Source organism: Janthinobacterium sp. SUN100, from assembly GCF_030397705.1.
Taxonomy (GTDB): Bacteria; Pseudomonadota; Gammaproteobacteria; order Burkholderiales; family Burkholderiaceae_D; genus Janthinobacterium; species Janthinobacterium kumbetense.
The window spans coordinates 119,274-135,841 of sequence record NZ_JAPUBU010000007.1; the positions used below are offsets into that span (position 1 = coordinate 119,274).

13 protein-coding genes are annotated in these 16,568 nt (G+C 63.9%); 7 read left to right on the forward strand and 6 right to left on the reverse strand.

The features are described from left to right. Window positions 1–53 precede the first annotated feature (53 nt). A complete protein-coding gene (gene gcvP / locus O0881_RS27430; protein ID WP_289913828.1) occupies window positions 54–2,954 on the forward strand; it encodes an aminomethyl-transferring glycine dehydrogenase in 2,901 nt (966 codons plus the stop codon). 80 nt (window positions 2,955–3,034) lie between these two features. Here gcvP and O0881_RS27435 read toward each other — a convergent pair whose 3' ends face one another. Continuing rightward, a complete protein-coding gene (locus tag O0881_RS27435; protein ID WP_171985004.1) occupies window positions 3,035–3,193 on the reverse strand; it encodes a hypothetical protein in 159 nt (52 codons plus the stop codon). 163 nt (window positions 3,194–3,356) lie between these two features. On the opposite strand from O0881_RS27435, the gene O0881_RS27440 reads away from it, so the two are divergent. The 4 genes from O0881_RS27440 to O0881_RS27455 all read left to right on the forward strand — a co-directional run bounded on the left by O0881_RS27440 (window position 3,357) and on the right by O0881_RS27455 (window position 8,669). Beyond that, window positions 3,357–4,574: a Bcr/CflA family efflux MFS transporter gene (locus O0881_RS27440; protein WP_289913830.1), complete on the forward strand. Its 1,218-nt coding sequence runs from the start codon at window positions 3,357–3,359 to the stop codon at window positions 4,572–4,574. A gap of 22 nt (window positions 4,575–4,596) precedes the next feature. After that, window positions 4,597–5,208: a TetR/AcrR family transcriptional regulator gene (locus O0881_RS27445; RefSeq protein WP_289913831.1), complete on the forward strand. Its 612-nt coding sequence runs from the start codon at window positions 4,597–4,599 to the stop codon at window positions 5,206–5,208. A gap of 386 nt (window positions 5,209–5,594) precedes the next feature. Then, complete coding sequence (gene mgtA, locus O0881_RS27450; RefSeq protein ID WP_289913833.1) at window positions 5,595–8,279, forward strand: magnesium-translocating P-type ATPase; 2,685 nt, start codon at window positions 5,595–5,597, stop codon at window positions 8,277–8,279. A gap of 36 nt (window positions 8,280–8,315) precedes the next feature. Continuing rightward, the gene (locus O0881_RS27455; protein WP_289913834.1) at window positions 8,316–8,669 is read left to right on the forward strand and encodes a hypothetical protein; all 354 of its coding nucleotides are present in this window, start codon (window positions 8,316–8,318) and stop codon (window positions 8,667–8,669) included. A gap of 11 nt (window positions 8,670–8,680) precedes the next feature. Here the strand turns inward: O0881_RS27455 and O0881_RS27460 are convergent, their stop codons facing one another. Continuing rightward, entirely contained in the window at window positions 8,681–9,247 is a 567-nt protein-coding gene (locus tag O0881_RS27460) for an Rrf2 family transcriptional regulator (protein ID WP_289913835.1), read from the reverse strand. 59 nt (window positions 9,248–9,306) lie between these two features. Further along, complete coding sequence (locus O0881_RS27465; protein ID WP_289913836.1) at window positions 9,307–10,515, reverse strand: FAD-dependent oxidoreductase; 1,209 nt, start codon at window positions 10,513–10,515, stop codon at window positions 9,307–9,309. 142 nt (window positions 10,516–10,657) lie between these two features. Here O0881_RS27465 and O0881_RS27470 point away from each other — a divergent pair, with 142 nt between their 5' ends. After that, window positions 10,658–11,350: a ribonuclease HI family protein gene (locus O0881_RS27470; protein WP_289913837.1), complete on the forward strand. Its 693-nt coding sequence runs from the start codon at window positions 10,658–10,660 to the stop codon at window positions 11,348–11,350. On the opposite strand, the gene O0881_RS27475 is transcribed toward O0881_RS27470, so the two are convergent. From O0881_RS27475 to O0881_RS27485, 3 genes are all read right to left on the reverse strand, one after another. Further along, window positions 11,347–12,993 (reverse strand): methyl-accepting chemotaxis protein, encoded by a 1,647-nt coding sequence (locus O0881_RS27475; protein ID WP_289913839.1) that lies wholly within the window; start codon window positions 12,991–12,993, stop codon window positions 11,347–11,349. The two genes, O0881_RS27470 and O0881_RS27475, sit on opposite strands and share 4 nt — an antisense overlap. Window positions 12,994–13,065: 72 nt before the next feature. Then, window positions 13,066–14,706 carry a methyl-accepting chemotaxis protein gene (locus O0881_RS27480; RefSeq protein ID WP_289913841.1) on the reverse strand — a complete coding sequence of 547 codons (1,641 nt, stop codon included), beginning with the start codon at window positions 14,704–14,706 and terminating at the stop codon, window positions 13,066–13,068. 309 nt (window positions 14,707–15,015) lie between these two features. After that, window positions 15,016–15,507: a chemotaxis protein CheW gene (locus tag O0881_RS27485; RefSeq protein WP_035818113.1), complete on the reverse strand. Its 492-nt coding sequence runs from the start codon at window positions 15,505–15,507 to the stop codon at window positions 15,016–15,018. Between the two features lie 319 nt (window positions 15,508–15,826). On the opposite strand from O0881_RS27485, the gene O0881_RS27490 reads away from it, so the two are divergent. Then, entirely contained in the window at window positions 15,827–16,477 is a 651-nt protein-coding gene (locus tag O0881_RS27490; RefSeq protein ID WP_289913843.1) for an HD domain-containing protein, read from the forward strand. Window positions 16,478–16,568: the final 91 nt, after the last annotated feature.

A 16,568-nucleotide genomic window follows, 5' to 3' on the forward strand; every position in this document is an offset into this window, starting at 1 on the left:
GCTGCGCCCGCGCGCCGCATCCCGGTTTTTCAGTCTTTTTTGGCCTCTATATCATGACCCGCACCAGCCTGACCCAACTCGAAGCACGCGATGCCTTCATCGCCCGCCACATCGGCCCTTCCCACACCGAACAAGCAGCCATGCTGGCGACCCTCGGCTATCCATCGCGCGCCGCGCTGATCGACGCCCTGGTACCGGCCAACATCCGCAACAAGGGCGCCCTGCCCCTGGGCGCGTATTCGCAGCCGATGCCGGAACAGGAAGCCCTGTCGCGCCTGAAAGCCATCGCCGGCAAGAACCAGGTTCTCAAATCCCTGATCGGCCAAGGCTACTACAACACATTCACGCCCGGTGTCGTTTTGCGCAACATCTTTGAAAATCCGGCCTGGTACACGGCGTACACGCCTTACCAGCCTGAGATTTCGCAAGGCCGCCTGGAAGCGATCCTGAACTTCCAGCAAGTGATCACGGACCTCACCGGCATGGGCATCTCGAACGCCTCGATGCTGGACGAAGGCACGGCCGCCGCCGAAGCGATGACCCTGATCCAGCGCGTGGGCAAGTCGAAGTCGAACGTGCTGTATGTCGCCAATGACGTGCTGCCGCAAACGCTGGAAGTGGTGCAGACGCGCGCCCAGCCGATCGGCATCGAAGTGCGCACGTTCGATCCGGCGGAAATCGAGTCGCTGGACGCCTGCTTCGGCGTGCTGCTGCAATACCCTGGCGTGAACGGCGTCGTGCGCGACTACCGCGCCGGCGTGGAAAAACTGCACGCGAACGGCGCCATGGTCATCGTCGCGGCCGACCTGCTGGCCCTGACCATGCTCACGCCTCCGGGCGAATGGGGCGCCGACGTCGTCGTCGGCAACAGCCAGCGCTTCGGCGTGCCGCTCGGCTTCGGCGGCCCGCACGCGGGCTATCTGTCCACGCGCGATGAATTCAAGCGCAATATGTCGGGCCGCCTGGTGGGCGTGACCGTCGATGCGCAAGGCAACAAGGCGTACCGCCTGGCCCTGCAAACGCGCGAACAGCATATCCGCCGCGAAAAGGCGACCTCCAACATCTGCACGGCGCAAGTGCTGCTGGCCGTGATGGCCTCGATGTACGCCGTCTACCACGGCCCGGCCGGCCTGCTGCAGATCGCCCGCCGCGTGCACCGCTTTACGGGCGTGCTGGCGGCCAACCTGAAGACCCTCGGCTATGGCGTCGTCAATACGAGCTACTTCGACACCCTGACCATCAACGTCGCCGATGCGGCGCAACTGCACGCGACGGCCATGCACCACGGCGTCAACCTGCGCAAGATCGACAATACCCACGTGGGCGTGTCGCTCGACGAAACCACCACGCGCGACGATATCGCGCTGCTGTGGAAAGTGTTCGCGCACGGCCTGACCAACGCGCCTGCCGCCCCGGACCTGGACAGCGTGGAAGCAAATGTGACCAGCGCGCTGCCGGCCAACCTGGCACGCGAGAGCGCCTACCTGACCCACCCCGTCTTCAACAGCTACCACTCGGAACACGAGATGCTGCGCTACCTGCGCAGCCTGGCCGACAAGGACCTGGCGCTGGACCGCACCATGATCCCGCTAGGCTCGTGCACCATGAAACTGAACGCGACGAGCGAAATGATCCCCGTCACCTGGCCGGAATTTTCGAACATCCACCCGTTCGCGCCGGATGCGCAAACGGTCGGCTACCGCGAGATGATTTCGCAGCTGGAAGAGATGCTGTGCGCCTTGACGGGCTACGCGGCCGTGTCGCTGCAGCCGAACGCCGGCTCGCAGGGCGAATACGCGGGTCTGCTGGTGATCAAGGCCTACCATGAATCGCGCGGCGAAGGCCATCGCAACATTTGCCTGATCCCGTCGTCGGCGCATGGCACCAACCCCGCCTCGGCCAACATGGTCGGCATGCAGGTGGTCGTCACCAGCTGCGACGCCAACGGCAACGTGGACCTGGCCGACCTGAAGGCGAAGGCGGAAAAGCACAGCGCCAACCTGGCTTGCGTGATGGTCACCTACCCGTCCACCCACGGCGTGTTTGAAGAAGGCATCCAGGAACTGTGCGAAATCATCCACGCGCACGGCGGCCAGGTCTACATCGACGGCGCCAACATGAACGCGCTGGTCGGCGTGGCCGCTCCCGGCTCGTTTGGCGGCGACGTATCCCACCTGAACCTGCACAAGACCTTCTGCATCCCGCACGGCGGCGGCGGACCGGGCGTCGGCCCGATCGGCGTGGGCGCCCACCTGGCGAAATTCCTGCCGAACCAGCGTTCCTCGGGCTACCAGCGCGATGCTGCCGGCATCGGCGCCGTCAGCGCCGCGCCATTCGGCTCGGCCAGCATCCTGCCGATTTCGTGGATGTACATCGCCATGATGGGCGCGGAAGGCTTGACGGCCGCCACCGAGACGGCGATTTTGGCGGCGAACTACATCGCGCGCCGCCTGGCGCCGCACTACCCGGTGCTGTACTCGGGCCACGACGGTCTGGTCGCCCACGAGTGCATCCTGGACCTGCGCCCGATCACGGACGCCACCGGCATCAGCAACGAAGACGTGGCCAAGCGTTTGATGGACTTCGGCTTCCATGCGCCGACCATGAGCTTCCCCGTGCCCGGTACCCTGATGATCGAGCCGACGGAAAGCGAATCGAAAGTGGAAATCGACCGCTTCATCGACGCCATGATCGCCATCCGCGCGGAAATCGCCAAGGTCGCCAGCGGTGAATTCGACCACGACGACAACCCGCTGAAAAATGCGCCGCACACGGCACAGGTATTGATGTCGGACAACTGGGAACGCAAGTACAGCCGCGAAATCGCCGCCTACCCCGTCGCTTCCCTGCGCCAGCGCAAGTACTGGCCGCCGGTCGGCCGCGCCGACAACGTGTACGGCGACCGCAACCTGTTCTGCGGTTGCGCACCGATCAGTTCCTACGAAGAAGAGTAAACGCCATCTGCCCGGCTAGCCGGGCAAGTGAAACACAGAACGGCAGGCCGCAAGGTCTGCCGTTTTTTTTATGCGCCGCGTTACAGCGCCAGCAAGGCCGCGCCCGGCAATCCCAGGGCGGTGCCCAGCATCGTCAGCAGCACGACATCGCGCCGTTCGCAGCGGGCGCGGTGCGAACTCCAGGCGGCAAACAGCAAGGCCACGGCCACGCCGCTGAGCGAAATACCCACTTCCGTCATGTCCGCGCTCCCCGCAGATGCGGCGCAGCCGCCATTGTTACGTTCATCATCGTCGTCATCCTTTGTCCTTATTGAGTTAACTACCTATCGGTAGGTAGCTAGTGTACAATAAAAAAGACGGCAATGTCCATGCCGTGTTTTTTGACGATACAAAGGAAGCGCAATGCAGCAGCAAACCACTCTCCCCGCCGCCAGTCTCGGGCTGGCGGCTTCCCTGGCCCTGGTGGCCGTGCTCGGTCCGGCCGGCATCGACATGTACCTGGCCTCGATGCCCGCCATGGCGCGCGAGCTGCACACCTCGTATGCGAACGTGCAGCTGAGCCTGACCGTTTTCCTGCTGGCCCTGGGCGGCGGGCAATTGCTGTGCGGGCCGCTCACCGACATGCTGGGCCGGCGCCGTCCGCTGCTGGCCGGCATCGCCGTGTACATTCTTGCCGCCGTGTGGGCGTCGCAGGCGGATCAATTGAGCACCCTGCTGCCGGCGCGCTTGCTGCAAGGTCTGGGCGCCGCGCTGACCCTGGTCGTGGTGATGAGCATGGTGCGCGACGTGGCCGATGGCGTCAAAGCGGCGCAGCTGTTTGCCCTCTTGATGACCATCGTCGGCCTGGCGCCCGTGCTGGCGCCCGCCGTGGGCGGCTTGCTCGACGCCCACTACGGCTGGCGCGCCGTGATGCTGGCCCTGGCCGCGCTGGGTGTCTTGACCCTGCTCAATAGCGCGCTGTTCCTGCCAGAAACCCTGCCAGCGGCCCGGCGCGTCGCGCCGCGCGGCATGCACCGCACGTATGCGCGCATCGCGCTGGACCGCGCCTTCCTGCTGCCCGCGCTGGCGCTGTCCGCCACTTTCTTTTTCCTGTTTGCCTATATCGGCGGCGCATCGCTCGTGTACCAGCGCGATTTCGGCCTGTCCGCGGGCAGCTTCGGCCTCGTGTTCGGCGCCACGGGCGTGGCCGTGCTGCTGGGCGCCATGGCCAGCGGCCGCCTGGTGGAAAAGCACGGCGTGGCGCGCCTTTGCGTGGCGGGCAGCGCGGCCATGCTGGGCGGCGCGGGGCTGGCCCTGCTCGGCGCCTGGGCGGGAGCAGGCATCGCCGCCGTCGTGCCGGGCATGTTCGTGGCCCTGTTTGGCCTGGGCATCGCGGAAGCGGCGCTGATGGCCATGGCCATGGGTTCCCAGCAGCGCGCGCTCGGTTCCACGGCCGCCCTGCTGGGCGCCATCCAGATGACCTTGTCGTCGCTGGCCACGCCGCTGGCGGCCAGCCTGTCGGAATGGGGGCCGCTGCCGTGGCTGCTGTTCTTGACCGTGGCCGGCCTGCTGGTATCATGGCTGACCCTGGCAACTGCGCGCGTCCATCCGGTCCATGCCAGCAGCCTGGGAGCGCACTGACGCCTCACCCCATATCACCCCCATGATGAAAAAACGCTCGGCCTCGGCCGATAATATCTGTGCCGTCGCCGTCGTCCACTTTTCGGAACACGGCTACGACGCTTCGTCCCTCAGCGACATCGCCGCGCAGGCGGGCATGCGCAAGGCTTCGCTGTACTCGCACTTCGCCGGCAAGGACGCCCTCTTCCTCGACGTGTTTGCCGACGCCCTGGCCGAAGAGCAAGCCTTCATGGACAGCTGCTTCGCCGACGAAGCGGCGCTGGCGGCACCCGGCGGCCAGCTGGCCGGCGCCCTGTACTGCGACCGCATGGCGCAGCGCTATGCGGACTCGGCCCATTTGCGCTTTCTGCTGCGCACGGCGTATTTGCCGCCCGCACCCCTGCGCGTGGAAGTGGGCACGGGCTACGAAGCCTTGCTGGCGCAGCTGCAGCAGTATTACGTGCAGAGCCTGGCCCGTCTCGCGCCCACGTTATCGTCGCAGCGCATCGACCTGTATGCGCAAGCCTACCTGGGCATCGTCGACAGCCTGCACGTGGAACTGATCTACGCGGGCGGCGCCGCGCTGCAGCAGCGCCATGCGGCGCTGTGGCAGATACTGTCCGATTCGCTGGCGATGGCCACGCAACATGGCTGAGCATGCGGCCTGCCACAGTCACATTACACTTTGGAAACCTAAGATTTCTTCAGTTGACACTCTTGCAGCATGTGCATAAGATGCCCCCATTATTCATTTACGGAGTCCCACGTGGGTACTTGTTCTAGTGACAGTAGCCGATCTTGTATCGGCGATTGCCTCGGCAGCTAAACAGCAAGCAACGCGGAACTCTCTTTCCTCCGTGCCTTGCTGAGCAAGGTGCGGTGTCTCGCGCGGCCAGTATGGCCGCACGCCTCTCCCCCCTCTTTCCGATCGCGACCGGCTACTGCCCCGGATTGCCCGCCAGCACTATCGTGCTTTGGCGGCACGCAAGTCTTGCCTGCGGCTGCGCCGCCCGTCAACACCTCGTCGTGAAAGGAAGAGCAATGAATCTCTTCACCCGCTTATTCGAATCGTTCCTGCGCAAGCGCCATACGGCAGGCAACTTCCGCCGCCGCGCCATGCCGCTGGAAAACAGCACGGCCCGCCCCGTGCCCGACCACCTGGCGCGCCAGTTGCTGGCTGCCGCCCATGAAGACCTCGATAGCGCCCTGAACCGCCTGCACACGCGCCTGGAAGGCTTGCGCGATGCCGAAGCGCAAGTGATCGGCGCGCAAACGGGTCCGAACGAGGTCGAGCATGAAAAGCCGCTGGCCTGGTACCAGCACCTGTGGCTGTGCTACAAGAATCCGTTCAACCTGCTGCTGACCGTGCTGGCCATCGTTTCCTACCTGACGGAAGACCCGAAGGCAACCATCGTCATCGGCACCATGGTGATCTTGTCGACCCTGCTGCGTTTCGTGCAGGAAGGCCGCTCGAACCGGGCCGCCGAGCGCCTGAAAGCCATGGTCAGCAATACAGCCACCGTGCTGCGCAATGGCCAGCAAGTCGAGCTGCCGATCCGCCAGCTGGTGCAGGGCGACCTCATCGTGCTGTCGGCCGGCGACATGATCCCCGCCGACTGCCGCCTGCTGTCCGCGAAAGACCTGTTCGTCAGCCAGGCCGCCATGACGGGCGAATCCTTGCCCGTGGAAAAGATGGCCGAACTGGCCGACGCCCATGGCAAAGATCCCATGGAACTGGCCAATCTGCTGTTCATGGGCACGAACGTGATCTCGGGCGCCGCCACGGCGCTGGTATTGGCCACGGGCAACCGCACCTATTTCGGCACCATCGCCACGCGCGTGACGGCCACCGAGCGCACGCCGACGGCGTTCGAAGCGGGCGTGAACAGCGTCAGCTGGCTCTTGATCCGCTTTGCCCTCGTGATGGCGCCGCTCGTCTTCCTGATCAACGGCTGGACCAAGGGCGACTGGATGGAAGCGTTCCTGTTCGCACTGTCCGTGGCGGTCGGCCTGACGCCGGAAATGCTGCCCATGATCGTCACCAGCACGCTGGCCAAGGGCGCCGTGAAACTGTCGAAAAAGAAAGTCGTCGTCAAGCGCCTGGACGCCATCCAGAACTTCGGCGCCATGGACGTGTTGTGCACGGACAAGACGGGCACCTTGACGCAGGACAAGATCGTGCTCGAGCGCCATACCGACGTGTTCGGCCAGCAATCCGATGAAGTGCTGCAATTCGCCTATTTGAACAGCCACTACCAGACGGGCTTGAAAAACCTGCTGGACCGCGCCGTGCTCGACCACGTGGAATTGCAGACGGAAATGCAGCTGGCGCGCGACTATGTCAAAGTCGATGAAATCCCCTTCGATTTCGTGCGCCGCCGCATGTCCGTCGTCGTTTCCGAAAAGAATGATCACCATGAACTGATCTGCAAGGGCGCCGTCGAGGAAATCCTCGCCGCCTGCAGCCACCTGCGCCTGGGCGGCGTGAATATTCCCCTCGACGCGGCCCTGCTGGACAAGGTGCTGGAAACCACGCACGGCCTGAATGCGGAAGGTTTGCGCGTGGTGGCCGTGGCCGTCAAGGAAGTGCCGCCCCACAAAACCGTGTACGGCGTGGCCGATGAAACGGCGCTCACGCTGATCGGCTACGTGGCCTTCCTCGATCCGCCGAAGGAATCGACGGCGCCCGCCCTGCGCGCGCTGGCGGAACACGGCGTCACCGTGAAAGTGTTGACGGGGGACAACCACCTCGTGACGGCGAAGATTTGCCGCGAAGTGGGCCTGGCCGTGCATGGCGTGCTGCAAGGCCCGCAGCTGGACGACATGGATGACGCCACCTTGGCGAAAGCGGCAGAGGACAACACGGTATTTGCCAAGCTCAGCCCGCTGCACAAGGAGCGCCTCGTGCGCGCCCTGCGCGGCAATGGCCACATCGTCGGCTTCATGGGCGACGGCATCAACGACGCGCCCGCCCTGCGCGCGGCCGATATCGGCATTTCCGTCGATTCCGCCGTCGATATCGCCAAGGAAGCGGCCGATATCATCCTGCTGGAAAAGAGCCTGATGGTGCTGGAAGAAGGCGTGCTGGAAGGCCGCCGCACCTTCAGCAACATGCTGAAATATATCCGCATGACGGCCAGCTCGAACTTCGGCAATGTGTTTTCCGTGCTGGTGGCCAGCGCCTTCCTGCCGTTCCTGCCCATGCTGCCGCTGCACTTGCTGGTGCAAAACCTGCTGTATGACGTGTCGCAGATCGCCATCCCGTTCGACAATGTCGACGCCGAACTGATCCAGCAGCCGCTGAGCTGGAACCCGCGCGACATCGGCCGCTTCATGGTGTTTTTCGGCCCCATCAGCTCGATCTTCGACATCAGCACGTTTATCCTGATGTGGCATGTGTTTGGCGCGAATACGCCGGAGCAACAGACCCTGTTCCAGTCCGGCTGGTTCGTCGTGGGCTTGCTAACGCAGACGCTGATCGTGCACCTGATCCGCACGCCGAAGCTGCCCTTCATCGACAGCATCGCGTCCGTGCCCCTGCTGGTGGCCACGACCCTGATCATGGCCGTGGGCGTCTTCCTGCCGATGGGACCGCTGGCGACTTACTTCAAGCTGCAAGCCTTGCCATTGGGCTACTTCCCATGGCTGCTGGGCATCCTCGTCTGCTACACCCTGCTGACGACGTTCATGAAACGCGTGTACCTGCGCAAATTCGGCTGGCAATAGTATGATGGGCCGCTCTTACCCCTACACAAGGCACGCATGAGCGGCTCCCCCTCACCTTCATCCATATCCAAACGCACGCAGGCCCTGCTGCTGTCGGGCCTCGTGTTTCCCGGCAGCGGGCATTTCTTATTAAAACGCAAGGCGCGCGGCTGCCTCTTCCTCGTGCCCGCGCTGATCGCGCTGGTGCTCGTATTGCGCCAGATCATGGCACGATTGGATCAAGTTATGGCACAGATCGACAGCGGCGCCCTGCCCCTCGACGTGCAACTGATCGTGGAAAAAGTCGATGCGCTGTCGGCCCATGACGGCCCCGCCATGACGGTGGCCGTTTGTGTGCTGGTGGCATGCTGGATCGGCAGCCTCGTCGATACCATGCTATTGAAACCCTAAGATCGCTGGCGTCAGACGGCATCGCCCTTGACGCGGCGCGGCTTCGGTCCGCGCACGGCGGCGATGCGCGCTTCGCTGCGCACTTGCACGCGGCCGCTGAACCAGCCCTGCAAATCCTCGCCAAAGCCGGCCGGCGCCGCACTGCCCACGCCTTGCGCCAGGTCCGCCAGGGTCGTCCTGGCCAGCTCGGCGCGCATGCTTTTCTCGGCGCGCAGCATCAAGGCATGGATGCCGCACACGCCGCTGGTCATCCAGCCGGGCGGCTCGCCTTCATACAGGGTGCAGCGGCTGCGGATCTGCTGGCAATCGAACAGCGGTTTCGGCCCCTCGATGGCGTCCACCACGTCGAGCACGCTGATCTCGGCAGCCGGGCGCGCCAGCTGGTAGCCGCCGCGTATGCCTTCCGACGCCGTCACGATGCCCGCCTTCTCCAGCTTGGGGAAGATTTTTGCCAGGAAAGAGACGGAAATGCCCTGCAATTCCGCCAGGTCGCGGCTGCTGGCAGGCTCGGCAAGCGGCTGCGCCAGATACAGCAGGCAATGCAAGCCATACTCGGTGCCGCTTCCATAATGTGCCATGATGCCATTCCTCCGTTGCAAAACGGGGACTGTAGCACTCCCCGTTTGCAGCCGCAAGGTTACAGCGACAGCTCGAACGCGGGATCGGCGGCCGCCAGCGCCGCCGCGCTGTCGGCGGGCGGATAAATCACGCGGCCATTGATGGCCACCTTCAAGGCCTTGCCTTCGCTGCCCGTCATCCACACCTTGCGCTCCCAGCCCTGCGTGACGACCGCGCCCCACGCCCCCAGGTCCAGGCACGTCACATAATACGGCTGGCGGTAGGGCCGCGTGGCCAGGCCCAGCAGGTCGGCCACGGCATTATCGCCCGACGAGCGTCCGAGGAACATGGCGTGCTGGCAACTCATCAGCGTGTGATTGCCAGCGTCGTCCGTGGCCGCGACGGCCGCGTCGCCCGTGGCAAAGACCTTGCCCGCGCCAGGCACGCGCAAGTCGTTCGCCACCCGCAGGCGGCCCGCCGCATCCTTGTCGCCGGGAATCTGCGCCGTCAGCGCGCTGGCCCGCACGCCCGCCGTCCACACCACGGTGGCCGCCTCGATGCGCTCGCCATCGGCCGTCGTCAAGCCGTCCCCGTCGATGGCGGCGACGGCCGAACCGAGCCGGCATTCCACGCCCAGCTCCGCCAGCGCCTGCTCGATCACGGGACGCGGTCCCGGTCCCAGATCGGGGCCGATGTCGGGCGCCCGCTCGACGATGATCACCTTGATATCGGCATCTTCGCCCAGGATGGCGCGCAAGCGGGCCGGCAGCTCGGCCGCCAGCTCGATGCCCGTGAAGCCGCCACCGGCCACGATGACCGTATTGCGCGCGGCCGATGCGGGCCGGGCAGCCAGACCATGCAGGTGCGCATCGAGCGCCACCGCGTCGTCGCGCTGGTCGGTGCTGAAGGCAAATTCTTGCAAGCCAGGAATATCCGGCCGGAACAGGCTGCTGCCCGCCGCCAGCACCAGACGGTCATAGGCCAGGGTCGAACGGCTGCCGTCGGCGGCCACGATGTCGACCTCGTCGCTGGCGCTGCGGATGGCCTCGACCTTGCCCGCGATGAAGCGCACGCCCGTGTCGTCAAACAGTTGCTGCAACGGCGCCACCATGCCGGCAGGCGCCGGCTCGTACAGGCGCGGGCGCATCGTCAGCACCGCTTCCGGCGCCACCAGCGCCACTTCGATGTCGCCTGCCGCAACGTTTTCCAGCCGCAGGCGGCGCACGGCGGCCAGGGCACTCCACAAGCCGGCAAAGCCGGCACCAATGATCAATACGCGCTGTGTCATGTTTTTCTCCTTGATTTAATAACGCAGACTATATCACTCCGCGTTATGTGGCGCAAGCGGACATGCCGAAAAAGGCGCAGCCTGTCTTGCGGTCCGCGCCGCACTCGCGTAGATTCGCGGCACAACGAACAGGGAAAGCCCCATGCAAGAGGAATTGGAAACATTGCTGGCAGCAGCGTTCAAGAGCGAGCGGATACTGGCGCGCCGGCTGGCGGCGCTGGAAGGCATCGCCGGCGACGCGGCGCTGCAGCGCATACTGGAACAGGCGGCCGGCACGCAGGGCCTTGCCGCCCTGCTGGCGGCGCGGACGCAGGCGCGCGCGGCCGACGCGCAGCGCAAGGCGCAAAAGATCAGCGACCGCCAGCAGGCGCAAGCGGCCAGGCGCCTGCCGGCTGGCCCCGCTTCGGCATGGCGCGGCTGGTTCGACGGCTCCGCCCACCCGAATCCGGGCAAGCTGGGCATCGGCGCCCTGCTGCTGGGGCCGAACGGCGAACGCATCGAAGTGAGCGAGGCGGCCGGTTATGGCAGCAGCAGCGATGCGGAATATGCGGCCCTGACGGCCGTGCTGCAGGCGGCACTCGGCGTGCGCCCGCCGCCCGCGCAACTGCTGCTGTACGGCGACAGCCAGGTGGTGATCAACGATGTGCTGGGAACGGCGGCGGCAGGCGCCAAGGGACTGGAAATACACAGGGCCACCGTAGTGGCCCTGCTGGAACAATTACACGATGTAACACTGCGCTGGCTGCCGCGCCACCGCAATGGCGAGGCGGATCGGCTGTCGCAGCTGGCGATCGCCGGCTGGGTGGAGGAAGACCCTCCACCCCTTGCCGTTTAGGCGGCGCGGCCGATCTGCAATGCCTCTTGCGGCGCCTTGGCCGCCGGGCGCTTGCCGCCACTCACGGCCTTCAAGCCGCCGGCGCCGGCCTGCTGGCCATTCAATTTGAACACGCTGACCACTTGCGCCAGGTTGTGCGCCTGGTGCTGCATCGATTCGGCGGCGGCCGCCGACTCTTCCACCAGGGCCGCATTTTGTTGCGTCACGGCATCCATCTGGCCGATGGCCCGATTGATCTCGTCGATGCCCACGCTTTGCTCGCTGCTGGCCGCCGTGATTTCCGTGATGATGTCGCTCACGCGCTGCACACTGTCGACGATATCGTTCATGGTCGAACCGGCTTGCGCCACCAGCATGCTGCCCGCGTTGACTTGCTCCACGGAAGCACCGATCAGGGTCTTGATCTCTTTCGCCGCCGACGCGGAACGCTGGGCCAGGTTGCGCACTTCGGACGCCACGACGGCAAAGCCGCGGCCCTGCTCACCCGCGCGCGCCGCTTCCACGGCCGCATTCAGCGCCAGGATATTCGTCTGGAAGGCGATGCCGTCGATGACGCTGATGATGTCGACGATTTTATTGGATGAAGCATTGATCGATTCCATCGTGCCCACCACCTGCGCCACGACTGCGCCGCCCTTGACGGCCACTTGCGCGGCCGACGCCGCCAACTGGTTCGCCTGGCGCGCATTGTCCGCATTCTGTTTCACGGTGCTGGTCAGTTCTTCCATCGACGAAGCTGTTTCTTCTAGGGAACCGGCCTGCTCTTCCGTGCGGGAAGACAGGTCCTGGTTACCGGCGGCGATTTCCGTCGATGACGTGGCGATGCTGTCCGTACCTGCGCGCACTTCGCTGACGATGTTGAGCAAGCTCGTGTTCATGTCCTTCAGGGCCAGCAAAAGTTGCCCAGTTTCATCTTTGGCGCTGGCGTCGATCTGTGCCGTCAAGTCGCCATCGGCCACCTTGCGGGCGATGTCCACGGCCGTGCGCAGGGGGCGCACGATGCCCGTCGTCAACAGCCAGGCGCAGACGACGCCAAAGCCCAGCGCCAGCACGGCCAGGGTCAGCAGCAAGTTGCGGCTCGTCTTGGCGACCTCGTCGATCTCGCGCGCCGTCGTGTCGATGCTGGCGCGCTGGTGCTGCAGCATGTCGTTGACCACTTTCAGGTATTTCGTCGAACCGGGCACGAAGATGCCCTGGAACGCCTTTTCTGCCTCGGCTTCCTGTCCATCCGCCTTCAGCTTCGACACTTGCGCGCGCGAATCGAGGTAGACCTTGCGCTGTTCGCTCACCAGGCGGAACAGTTCCTTTTCTTCCGGGCTGGAAATCAAGGCTTCGATTTTCTTTTGCAATTCGCCCGACACGACGGACGATTGCTTGGCCTCTTCCGCAAAATACGCGCCCAGTGACGTGTCGCTGCTGCGCGCGATGGCCGTGGTGCGGCGCACGCCGCTATCGATCTTTGCATACCAGTCGGAAATATAGCGTTCCTTCGCCAGCGGCAGCTCCATCATGGTGCGCGTGGCCATGGCCACGTCGTGCAAACGCCACACGCTGATGCCCGTAATGAGCATGGAAAACAGCAAAATCACGGCAAAACCCAGGCCGAGGCGCACACCAATACTGACGTTTCTTAACAAATTCATGTGAATATCCTAAAAAAGCGGAACCAGACTATATAAAAGGGGTTGCGGCTGCCTGGGGCAGCCGCGGCGGTATCAGCGCGTGCCGATGCGCAAAGTGGTTTGCTGCGCTGCCGGGCGTTTCTGCGCGTGTTGCACACCCTTCACGCCGCCGGCGCCGGCCTGCTGGCCATTGAGTTTAAAGACACTGACGACTTGCGCCAGGTTGTGCGCCTGGTGCTGCATCGATTCGGCGGCGGCCGCCGACTCTTCCACCAGGGCCGCATTTTGTTGCGTCACGGCATCCATCTGGCCGATGGCGCGGTTGATCTCGTCGATACCCACGCTTTGCTCGCTGCTGGCCGCCGTGATTTCCGTGATGATGTCGCTCACGCGCTGCACGCTGTCGACGATGTCGTTCATGGTCGAACCGGCTTGCGCCACCAGCATGCTGCCCGCGTTGACTTGCTCCACGGAAGCGCCGATCAGGGTCTTGATCTCTTTCGCCGCCGACGCGGAACGCTGCGCCAGGTTGCGTACTTCGGATGCCACGACGGCAAAACCGCGGCCCTGTTCGCCTGCGCGCGCCGCTTCCACGGCCGCGTTCAGGGCCAAAATGTTCGTCTGGAAAGCGATACCGTCAATCACGCTGATGATGTCGACGATCTTGTTCGACGAAGCATTGATCGATTCCATCGTGCCCACCACCTGCGCCACCACTGCCCCGCCCTTGACGGCCACTTGCGCAGCCGACGCCGCCAACTGGTTCGCCTGGCGCGCATTGTCCGCATTCTGTTTCACGGTGCTTGTCAGCTCTTCCATCGACGACGCCGTTTCTTCCAGGGAACCGGCCTGCTCTTCCGTGCGGGAAGACAGGTCCTGGTTACCGGCGGCAATTTGCGTCGACGACGTCGCGATGCTGTCCGTGCCGCTGCGCACTTCGCCCACGATATTGAGCAAGCTCGTGTTCATGTCCTTCAGGGCCAGCAAAAGTTGCCCAGTTTCATCTTTGGCGCTGGCGTCGATCTGCGCCGTCAAGTCGCCATCGGCCACCTTGCGGGCGATGTCCACGGCCGTGCGCAGGGGGCGCACGATGCCCATCGTCAAGACCCAGGCGCACACGACGCCGAAAGCCAGCGCCAGCGCGGCCAGCACCAGCATCAGGTTGCGGCTGGTATTGGCAACGGCGTCGATCTCGCGCGCGGTGGCGTCGATCGTGGCGCGCTGGTGTTCCAGCAAGTCCGACACCATTTTCTGGTATTTGGCGGCAGCCGGCACGAACGTCTTTTCAAACACGTCGTTGGCGGCATCGACCTGCGCTTCGCCCTTCAGCTTGTAGACCTGGTCGCGCGAACCGATGTACACCTTGCGCTGTTCCAGCAAGCCCGCGAACATGGCTTTTTCCTCCGGCTTGTCGATCAGCGCCTCGATTTTCTTTTGCAGCTCGGCCGAGCTGGACGACGAGACTTTCGATTCTTCGGCGAAATAGCCGCTCAGCGAGGTATCGCTGCTGCGGGCAATGGCGATGGTGCGGCGCACGGCGCTGTCGATGCGGCCATACCAGTCGGAAATATAGCGTTCCTTCGCCAGCGGCTGCTCCATCATGACGCGCGTGGCGCTGGCCACATCGTGCAAGCGCCAGACGCTGATGCCCGTAATGAGCATGGAAAACAGCAAAATCACGGCAAAACCGAGTCCCAGGCGGACACCGATGCTGACGTTGCGTAATAAATTCATGTGACTATCCTAAAGAGCCCTGATGCCATGGCTGGCAGTTTCGCGCTGCTGCGGGCTGGCTGCCATGGCGAAACGGGCGTAAAAAGTGAAACTCAAGTGAAACTGGCGCACGGTTCGGCTGAACCGTGCGCCAGGAAATGCGCTAGCGTGCGCCTTGCAGAAAAAGCAAACAATGCTTGGGGTCAATTGTTTCTAAAAAACCCTATCGCACTAGGGTGTCAGGAAATGTTCAGGGCAAGGCGCGTTGCCGAAGACAGTACGAATGTACGGCGAGGCAATGCAACGCCGTCCTGGACTTTTCCTGGCGGCCTAGGCTGCCAATTTTTCGATCAAGCCCATGTCGGCGCTGGACATCAACTGGTCGATATCGACCAGGATCAGCATGCGCTCGTCGATGGTGCCCAGGCCGATCACGTATTCCGTGTTGATCGAACGGCCCATGTCCGGCGCCGGCTTGATCTGTTCCGGCATCAGGGTGGTGACGTCGGAAACGCGGTCGACGACCATGCCGACGACGCGGTTGCCGATATTGAGGATGATGACGACGGTGAACTGGTCATAACTGGGCGTGCCCAGGTTGAACTTGATGCGCATGTCGACGATGGGCACGATGATGCCGCGCAGGTTGACCACGCCTTTGACGAACTCGGGCGCGTTGGCGATGCGGGTCGGCGTTTCATAGCTGCGGATTTCGCTGACTTTCTGGATGTCGATGCCATATTCTTCCTGGCCCAGGGTAAAGGCCAGGTATTCGGCAGCCTTGGCAACGGTTGCGCCAGTGTCGCTGGAAATGGTGTTCATGATATTCCTTTCGTTAACTCGCCTGGGGCGCAGGCCAAGGCACGCTGCAAGCAAGCCTTGGACGTGGCAGAGTCACCCAACAGGGGATGGCCGCCACTTGTGTGTTTTTGCAAATATTTTCTAGCAATTAGCTTATGCCTCTAATTTCCGTGCGGCAATGTTACCCCATGTAAATTTTACATGCACTAAAAAAGAGCGACCGTCTGATTTTTGATTTTCAAAGATGCAATTTATGTGGCGATTACAGCACGCCGGCCACCACCACGCGCGGCGACGTTTTATGCCACACTGGCGGCCCCTGCTTTTTACGACTGTGAACATGCATTCTTTGCTTTCCCAATGGCAACCACGCCTGCTGGCGCTGGCCACGGCCGGCCTGGGTGATGACGGCGCCCACGACCTCAACCACCTGCACCGCGTCTGGCGCAATGCCAGTGTCCTGCTGCAAGAGCATGCGGACGCGGACGCCCTCACCGTGATGGCCGCCTGCTACCTGCACGACCTGGTCAACCTGCCCAAGAACCACCCCGAGCGCCACCTGGCCTCGCGCCAGGCGGCAACGCTGGCTTGCCGCCAGCTGGCGGAACTGGATTTCCCATCAGAAAGATTGGCTGGCGTGGCCCACGCCATCGAGACGCACAGTTTTTCCGCCGACTTGCCGCCGCACACGCTCGAAGCGCAAATCGTGCAGGATGCCGACCGCATCGATGCGCTGGGCGCCGTGGGACTGGCGCGGTTGTTCTATACGGCGGCGCGCATGGATAGCGCGCTGGCGCATGGCACGGACCCGCTGGCGCAGCAGCGTCCGCTCGACGACAAGGCTTACGCACTCGACCATATCGTCACCAAGCTCGACAAGCTGCCCGGCAAGATGCAGACGGCGGCGGGCCGCGCGCTGGCCGAACAGCGGCTGGCCGTGCTGACGGATTTCCGCGCCGCCTTCGCCGACGAATGGGGAATTGCCATCTAGCATGGGTGGCGATAGCCAGCATGGCCCACGCTGTCTATAATGCAAGGCTCAGCTATCGCGCCGCGCGCCAGCAGGAAGCTGCCACGCGCCG

Bases quoted from the DNA above. Each gene is read 5' to 3' on its own strand.
- O0881_RS27455 (WP_289913834.1), top strand. From the start codon at position 8,316: ATGAGCGGCTCCCCCTCACCTTCATCCATATCCAAACGCACGCAGGCC.
- gcvP (WP_289913828.1), top strand. From the start codon at position 54: ATGACCCGCACCAGCCTGACCCAACTCGAAGCACGCGATGCCTTCATC.
- O0881_RS27490 (WP_289913843.1), top strand. From the start codon at position 15,827: ATGCATTCTTTGCTTTCCCAATGGCAACCACGCCTGCTGGCGCTGGCC.
- O0881_RS27445 (WP_289913831.1), top strand. From the start codon at position 4,597: ATGATGAAAAAACGCTCGGCCTCGGCCGATAATATCTGTGCCGTCGCC.
- O0881_RS27470 (WP_289913837.1), top strand. From the start codon at position 10,658: ATGCAAGAGGAATTGGAAACATTGCTGGCAGCAGCGTTCAAGAGCGAG.
- mgtA (WP_289913833.1), top strand. From the start codon at position 5,595: ATGAATCTCTTCACCCGCTTATTCGAATCGTTCCTGCGCAAGCGCCAT.
- O0881_RS27465 (WP_289913836.1), bottom strand. From the start codon at position 10,515: ATGACACAGCGCGTATTGATCATTGGTGCCGGCTTTGCCGGCTTGTGG.
- O0881_RS27485 (WP_035818113.1), bottom strand. From the start codon at position 15,507: ATGAACACCATTTCCAGCGACACTGGCGCAACCGTTGCCAAGGCTGCC.
- O0881_RS27475 (WP_289913839.1), bottom strand. From the start codon at position 12,993: ATGAATTTGTTAAGAAACGTCAGTATTGGTGTGCGCCTCGGCCTGGGT.
- O0881_RS27440 (WP_289913830.1), top strand. From the start codon at position 3,357: ATGCAGCAGCAAACCACTCTCCCCGCCGCCAGTCTCGGGCTGGCGGCT.
- O0881_RS27435 (WP_171985004.1), bottom strand. From the start codon at position 3,193: ATGACGGAAGTGGGTATTTCGCTCAGCGGCGTGGCCGTGGCCTTGCTG.
- O0881_RS27480 (WP_289913841.1), bottom strand. From the start codon at position 14,706: ATGAATTTATTACGCAACGTCAGCATCGGTGTCCGCCTGGGACTCGGT.
- O0881_RS27460 (WP_289913835.1), bottom strand. From the start codon at position 9,247: ATGGCACATTATGGAAGCGGCACCGAGTATGGCTTGCATTGCCTGCTG.